5 protein-coding genes and 1 pseudogene are annotated in these 6,289 nt (G+C 62.1%); all 6 read left to right on the top strand.

All coding sequences use genetic code 11. From position 1 onward, the window contains the following. Positions 1-943: pseudogene (locus P792_RS36185) on the top strand (hypothetical protein); the annotation flags it as partial. Then, complete coding sequence (locus P792_RS33200) at positions 940-2,226, top strand: GIN domain-containing protein (protein ID WP_023979659.1); 1,287 nt, start codon at positions 940-942, stop codon at positions 2,224-2,226. The pseudogene P792_RS36185 and the gene P792_RS33200, both read left to right, overlap by 4 nt. A gap of 91 nt (positions 2,227-2,317) precedes the next feature. Then, entirely contained in the window at positions 2,318-3,730 is a 1,413-nt protein-coding gene (locus P792_RS33195; RefSeq protein ID WP_023979658.1) for a DUF4097 family beta strand repeat-containing protein, read from the top strand. 222 nt (positions 3,731-3,952) lie between these two features. After that, complete coding sequence (locus tag P792_RS33190; protein ID WP_023979657.1) at positions 3,953-4,738, top strand: ABC transporter permease; 786 nt, start codon at positions 3,953-3,955, stop codon at positions 4,736-4,738. Further along, a complete protein-coding gene (locus P792_RS33185; RefSeq protein ID WP_023979656.1) occupies positions 4,735-5,523 on the top strand; it encodes an ABC transporter ATP-binding protein in 789 nt (262 codons plus the stop codon). The genes P792_RS33190 and P792_RS33185 overlap by 4 nt, the downstream gene beginning before the upstream one ends. A 208-nt stretch (positions 5,524-5,731) precedes the next feature. Further along, positions 5,732-6,289: ATPase domain-containing protein (locus P792_RS39190; protein ID WP_035440577.1), on the top strand; the 558-nt coding region annotated here is incomplete at its 3' end.

The following is a 6,289-nucleotide window of genomic DNA, read 5'->3' as shown; positions in this document are numbered from 1 at the left end:
GGTCGAGACCGGGGCTTCGGGTCTTGTCGTCGATCACGCCGATCTCGATGCCTTTTCGGCCCAGCTTTCCGAGACCAGCCATCTGACCGTGACGGATGGCCGTTTCGACGTGCTGACCCTCATGGTCGAAAACGCCGCCAGCGCCCGCCTTGGGGGGAGCGCCAATACGGCCACCGTCTCCGCCTCGGGCACAGGGCTCGTCGCCATACCAAAGGTGAGCGGTGCCCTGACACGCACGGGCAACATGCAGATTGGCCCGGTCGCATCGCCACCGCCCGATGCAGGATCACCACCTCAGAGCCCCTCTGCTCCGACAGCCACACCGCCCGCCCCCCCTGTTCCCGGGGACAAGACCCTGCCGCAGGATCATGCCGCGCAAGGGAGCGCTCCCCAGGACAGCGCAACCCACAATAGCGTTCCTCAGAGCGGCGCCACAACGGGAGGCGCTTTCCCTGCCGGAATACCGCAGGGCAGCCCCGTGCAAGGCAATGGGGTTTCTGGCCCGACACAAATTGCCCCGCAAGGCATGACGCCACCGAGCACGCCGCCCCTTCCCCCGAAAACATCAGGCCAGAATGTGCCGACCCCGCCCACACCGTCCCCTGCTACAGGGAATCCGGGCCAGAGCGGCACGGCAACAGCACCCGCTACGGACTCGACTTCGGGCATCGCGACGCCTCTTCCCGCCTCTGTCGCGACGGTGCCAAACACGGGTATCGCGCCCCAGAGCCCAACAGCGGGCACACCGGGAGGAGCCAATAATGCGCCGAATAGCGCTGGGCAGCCCTCAGGCACGAACACGCCCGCCACGCAGCCCGTGACGAATGGTGCAGCCCAGAGCAGTCCTCAGGATTCCTCAGGCGCGGCGACGCCTACGACAGGGAGCGTCACGCCTGCTGCCCCTGCCGCTCCCCCCGCATCAAAGGGAGATCAGACGAGGTGATCCGCCTGCCCCTGCCCCGCTATCCGTATGCAACCGTGAGCCGGATCCTGCCACAGGTCATAGGCCTTATGGGTCTGTGCATCCTGCTTCCCATCACGGCCCTTGCCGATCCGACACTTTCGAATTCGGCCCTTTCGAGCGCGACCACGCCTCAGGCGCTTCTTGATGCAGCCCCCTATACGCTGCGCCTGAACACCTCATGCACGTCATCCATCACGATCGAGGGGGCCAGCGAGGGTCAGGGCGACGCTGCCCTTCTGGAGGACCGGAATGGTGGGCAGATGGCAGGGCTGACGATTGCCGGCTCGGGCCATGAGACAACTGTCGATGGCAATCAGTGCGAGCGTGCCTCGACCCTGCATGTCAGGCAGGGTACAGCCATCATCGCGTCCATGCGTGGCTTTGGTTCGCTGCATATTTCCGGCGTCAACGGGCCGGTTTCGCTCACTCAGCGTGGCAGCGGCACGATTTCCATCGATCAGGCAACGGCGCTTGTGCTGAACGAGAACGGCTTTGGCAGTTTGCGGCTCGGCTGGCTGAACGGCCCCGCCACTCTGACCACTTCAGGCAGCGGCAGTGTCACGATTGCCCGCGTAGATGCCTCACACCTTACGGCAAACTCGGGAGGGTTTGGCTCCATCACGCTGAATGCCGGGAACATCGGGGCACTCAACGCCGATATTCATGGCTCCGGGCATCTGAAATTCGGCGGAACAGTCGGCACGGCAAACCTTGTCGCTTCGGGCTATGGCGGGATCGACATCGACAGGGTAACGGGCGAACTGCATCAGGAAGCCCATTCGCCAGCGACGATTTCACTCAATCATGCGTCGACCTTCCGCAAATCGTCTCATGCAAGCCATGCTATCCTCACCCTGCCTGATGGCACCGTCATCACGGCCCATAGTCTGACGCGGCCCGACGGCACGGTTATCAGCTTTGACAATGATGAAAGCAGCGACCGGGCCACAGCCGGTGATGACGCGACAACGCGTCACGGCCAGCGGCGATGGCTGGGCTGGGGCCTGCTGGCGCTGCTCCTTATCGTGTTCCGTCGGCGTATCGCAGGCTTCGTACCGGTGGATTTTCTGTCGCGCATCCGGCGTTCTGCCGGCTCGTCCCATGCGCCCCAGCCCTTGGCGGCGAGCGCGCCGGAAATTGCTACACTGGAAGCCCGGTTGCAGCGTCTCGACAAACGCGTGAGCGATATCGAGCAATGCGTAACCTCACGCAATTTCCACCTGCATCGCGAATTTCATCATCTCGCCAGAAATCACGGGTGATGCAGAGCATGCCTGGCGGCGACAGGACAACCGACGCCTGCGTGCAGTCAGCGGGTCCGAACTGCGGCCCCATGAAAAAAGGACAGACGTCATGAGCCGTATCAGCCTGGGCGTTTTTCTCGTCCTGACCATATCGCCCGCCCTTGCAGAAACGAGCTTGCCCACGACACCGGAGGCCGCACTCGCTGCCGCACCCTATACGCTGCATATCGAGGCGGGATGTGCCGCCAATATTCACGTCCGGGGTGCCGGAGCACTCCAGCAGAACGCCGACATGCGGGAGGTGCCAGCGGGTCTCTCCTTCGAGGCAGGTCACCACGACGCGTGGCTGACCGGCAATGCCTGCGGTCAGGATGCCACAATTCAGTTGCGCGAGGGGGCAGCCATTGTCTCCACCGCGATGAATTACGACAAACTGGATATCGACTGGGTCAACGGGCCGCTTTCCCTGCGTCAGGGCCGGGGCGATATCTCGGTCGACAAGGCGAGCGCCCTTCTGCTGAGGGGCAGCGGGCCGGGCGCCCTTTCCCTGGGCACACTGACCGGGCCGGCAATTCTTGCCACCTCCGGGCCGGGCGAGGTGCAAATCGATACCGCGACTGCGCCCTCGGTCGTGATCGGCACGACAGGCCCCGGCGATGTCGTCATACGTGGTGGCACCATCGACCAGCTTGCCGTGTCGCTGTCCGGTCCGGGTGACGCCATCTTTGACGGCGTGGCGCGCAACGCCACGCTACGCACCAGCGCTTCGGGCGATATCCGTGTGCATCAGGTACTGGGAGACGAGCACGCCCATTCGAGCGCGAGCGGCAGCATCGAAATTGCCATACCGTCCGGCCATGGAGAGCGCTTTACCGGCAAGGTGCGCGACAGCAACACGAATAATGGCACCCGCATTACGCCCGACGACATGCGTCTGGCCGATGGGACACGCATCAACAGCCATCGCTTGATCAAGCCCGATGGTACGATCATTGATTTTGATGCGCTGCGTCGCATGGGAAGTGAGAGTGTTCACGTCTCCACCCCCGAACCGCCTGAGCCTCCAGAGCCGCCGGAGCCACTAGAACCTCCTGAGCCACCGGCAGCGTCAGTCACGTCGGGGACGACCCATGTCAGCACGCAACATACGCCCTCCAGCCCATACACATTCGGAATGACCCTACCTACACTGTCCGATAACGGCAGTATGGCCTCCGGGCTGGTTGCGCTAAGTGCGCTGGCCATTGCCTTGATGCGTCGGCGTCTCATCCCGAAGATCATCGCGGCCCTTCAAAGCCATCATCCGGCACTTGCCCGCAAGGTCGAGCCTTTCCTTCTGTCGCTCATGACCCGTGTGTCAGACCCGATGCCACAAACCCAGCTTCCGCAGTTGCTTGATCTGACAGAGCGTCTGCAAAAGCTCGACAGGCGTGTGGGGGCCGTCGAGACCTGCGTCACCTCGCGCGACTTCCACCTGCATACCCAGTTCCGCGATCTGGACCGGCGTCAGAACGGAGCCTGACCGCCCCATCTGACACACATGCCCTGCGGACCGGAAGCACCTGTGTGGGCTGACAGAATTCAGCCCTCTCACACCCCGTCATCCCGATCCGGTTTGTCACAGGTGCCATGTGCAGAAAGGCAGACGATCGGGGTGCATCCTCGCGTCACAGAGGGCTTTGACGTAGCGCGTCAGGCAGGCTAGGGCTTGAAGCATGACCTTCCCTGATGGCAGCTGCTGACCGTGAATTTCCTACTCGATCCCGTTGCGGCCATCGGGCGTGCCTTTCTCGGCATCGTGCGCAAGGCTGGTGCTCTGGCGCTTTTTGCCCTGGCAGGCCTGTCGCATCTGCTGCGACCGCCCTTCTACTGGGGCGTGTTCTTCAACAGCCTGATTGAAATCGCCTTCTATTCGCTGCCAGTCGTGGCGCTGACCGCGATTTTCTCCGGCGGCGTGATCGCGCTTCAGTCCTATGCAGGCTTCGCCCAGTACCATGTGCAGAGCGCCATTGCAGGCATCGTCGTTCTGGCCGTGGTGCGTGAACTTGGCCCGGTTCTGGCCGGTCTGATGGTGGCGGGCCGCGTCGGCGCAGCCATGTCAGCCGAGATCGGCACCATGCGCGTGACCGACCAGATCGACGCACTGCGCACCCTTTCGACCGACCCGATGAAGTATCTGGTTACGCCACGCCTTCTGGCTGGTACGCTGGCCCTGCCCTTTCTGGTGCTTATTGCCGATATTCTGGGCGTGCTCGGCGGCTTTACCGTTTCGGTTTCCAAGCTCGGCTTTGACCCGCAGAACTACATCATTGCCACGTTCAACGCGCTCAAGCCGCTGGACGTGCTGGTCGGTCTTTCCAAGGCGGCCGTGTTCGGGTTCATCATCAGCCTGATGGGCTGCTATCATGGCTATACCAGCCGTGGCGGCGCCGAGGGTGTGGGTTCGGCCACCACGGCTGCGGTCGTTGCTGCCTCGATCCTGCTTCTCGCTTTCGATTACCTCCTGACGGATCTGTTCTTCGCCCAATGAGCGCCCTGCCCAAGATCCGCATTCGCGGCCTGACCAAATCCTTCGGCTCCAAAACCGTACTGGATGGCATCGACCTCGATGTCGAAGCCGGAACGTCAATGGTTATCATCGGTGGTTCAGGCAGTGGCAAATCGGTGCTTCTGCGCTGCATCCTCGGTCTGATCACCCCGGATTCCGGCACGATCGAGATCGACGGCGAAAATGTACTTACCGCTTCCCCCGCACGACGCGATGCCCTTGTCGAACAGATTGGCATGCTGTTCCAGAATGCTGCCCTGTTCGACAGCATGAGCGTGGCCGATAACATCGTGTTCGGCCTGCGCGCCAAGGGCCGCGGCAAGGCTCACCGATTGAGTGCGGCACAAGCCCGTGCCCAGGCCGGTGATATTCTCAAGCAGGTCGGGCTCGATCCCTCAGTCGGGGCACTCGCGCCCTCCGAGCTGTCGGGCGGTATGCAAAAGCGCGTGGGGCTTGCCCGCGCCATTGCAGGCACACCCAACATCCTGTTCTTCGACGAGCCGACAACGGGCCTCGACCCCATCATGGGGGCTGTGATTGACGGGCTGATCGTGGATTGTGTCAAACGCCTTGGCTCAACCGCTGTCGCCATCACCCATGACATGGCCTCGGCGCAGCGTATCGGCGACCGGGCGGCCATGCTCTATCATGGCAAACTGGTCTGGCAGGGGCTGGCGTCAGAACTGATGAACAGCGGAAACGCGATGGTCGATCAGTTTACCCATGGTCGCAAGGATGGGCCGATCGGGATGGAATTGCGGCGTTAGAGGACAAAGAGGCATTCTTTTTTGCAAAAAAGAACCAAAAAACTCTTTCCCGTGGAGGGGATCAAACCCCCCGCTTTTTCTCCGACTAAATTCTAAAAGTCTTTTTGCTTCTTTTTCTCAGAAAAAGAAGAACCTCCCCTGCGTTCTTGTTATGTTTCCCCATCTGCCCTATCTTCCGATCTGAACCCCAGACCGGAAGATGTTCCTCATGGCCAAGCGTCCCACAGCCCGTTTCGTATGTCAGGCCTGTGGGGCAGTCACCAGCAAATGGTCGGGTCGCTGCGATGCCTGTGGCGAGTGGAACACCATTGTTGAAGAGGCCGTCGAGCCCACCAGTCGTGAAACACGCAAGCGTGCCGGTCGCCTCACGCTCATGCATCTGGATGGCGATCTTACTCCCCCGCCACGCATCCAGACTTTGATCGCCGAATTCGATCGCGTGCTCGGCGGCGGTCTCGTTCCGGCCTCTGTTGTGCTGGTGGGCGGTGATCCGGGCATTGGCAAATCCACGCTTCTGCTTCAGGCCACCTGCGCCCTGGCGCAGGCAGGCCGGCGCGTTCTGTATGTATCGGGCGAAGAAGCGGTGGACCAGATACGCCTGCGCGCGCGCCGCCTGAAACTCGATGCGCCGACACTCGATCTGGCGGCCAGTATCAATGTGTCCGAAATTGCGGGCTCGCTGGAGCAGGACCGCGTTCATCATGTGGTAGTTATCGACTCGATCCAGACCATGTGGCTCGAGACCATCGAGAGCGCGCCGGGCTCT

Source organism: Asaia sp. SF2.1 (genome assembly GCF_000505765.1).
Lineage (GTDB): Bacteria > Pseudomonadota > Alphaproteobacteria > Acetobacterales > Acetobacteraceae > Asaia > Asaia bogorensis.
This window is presented reverse-complemented; position numbering and strand designations above follow the sequence as displayed.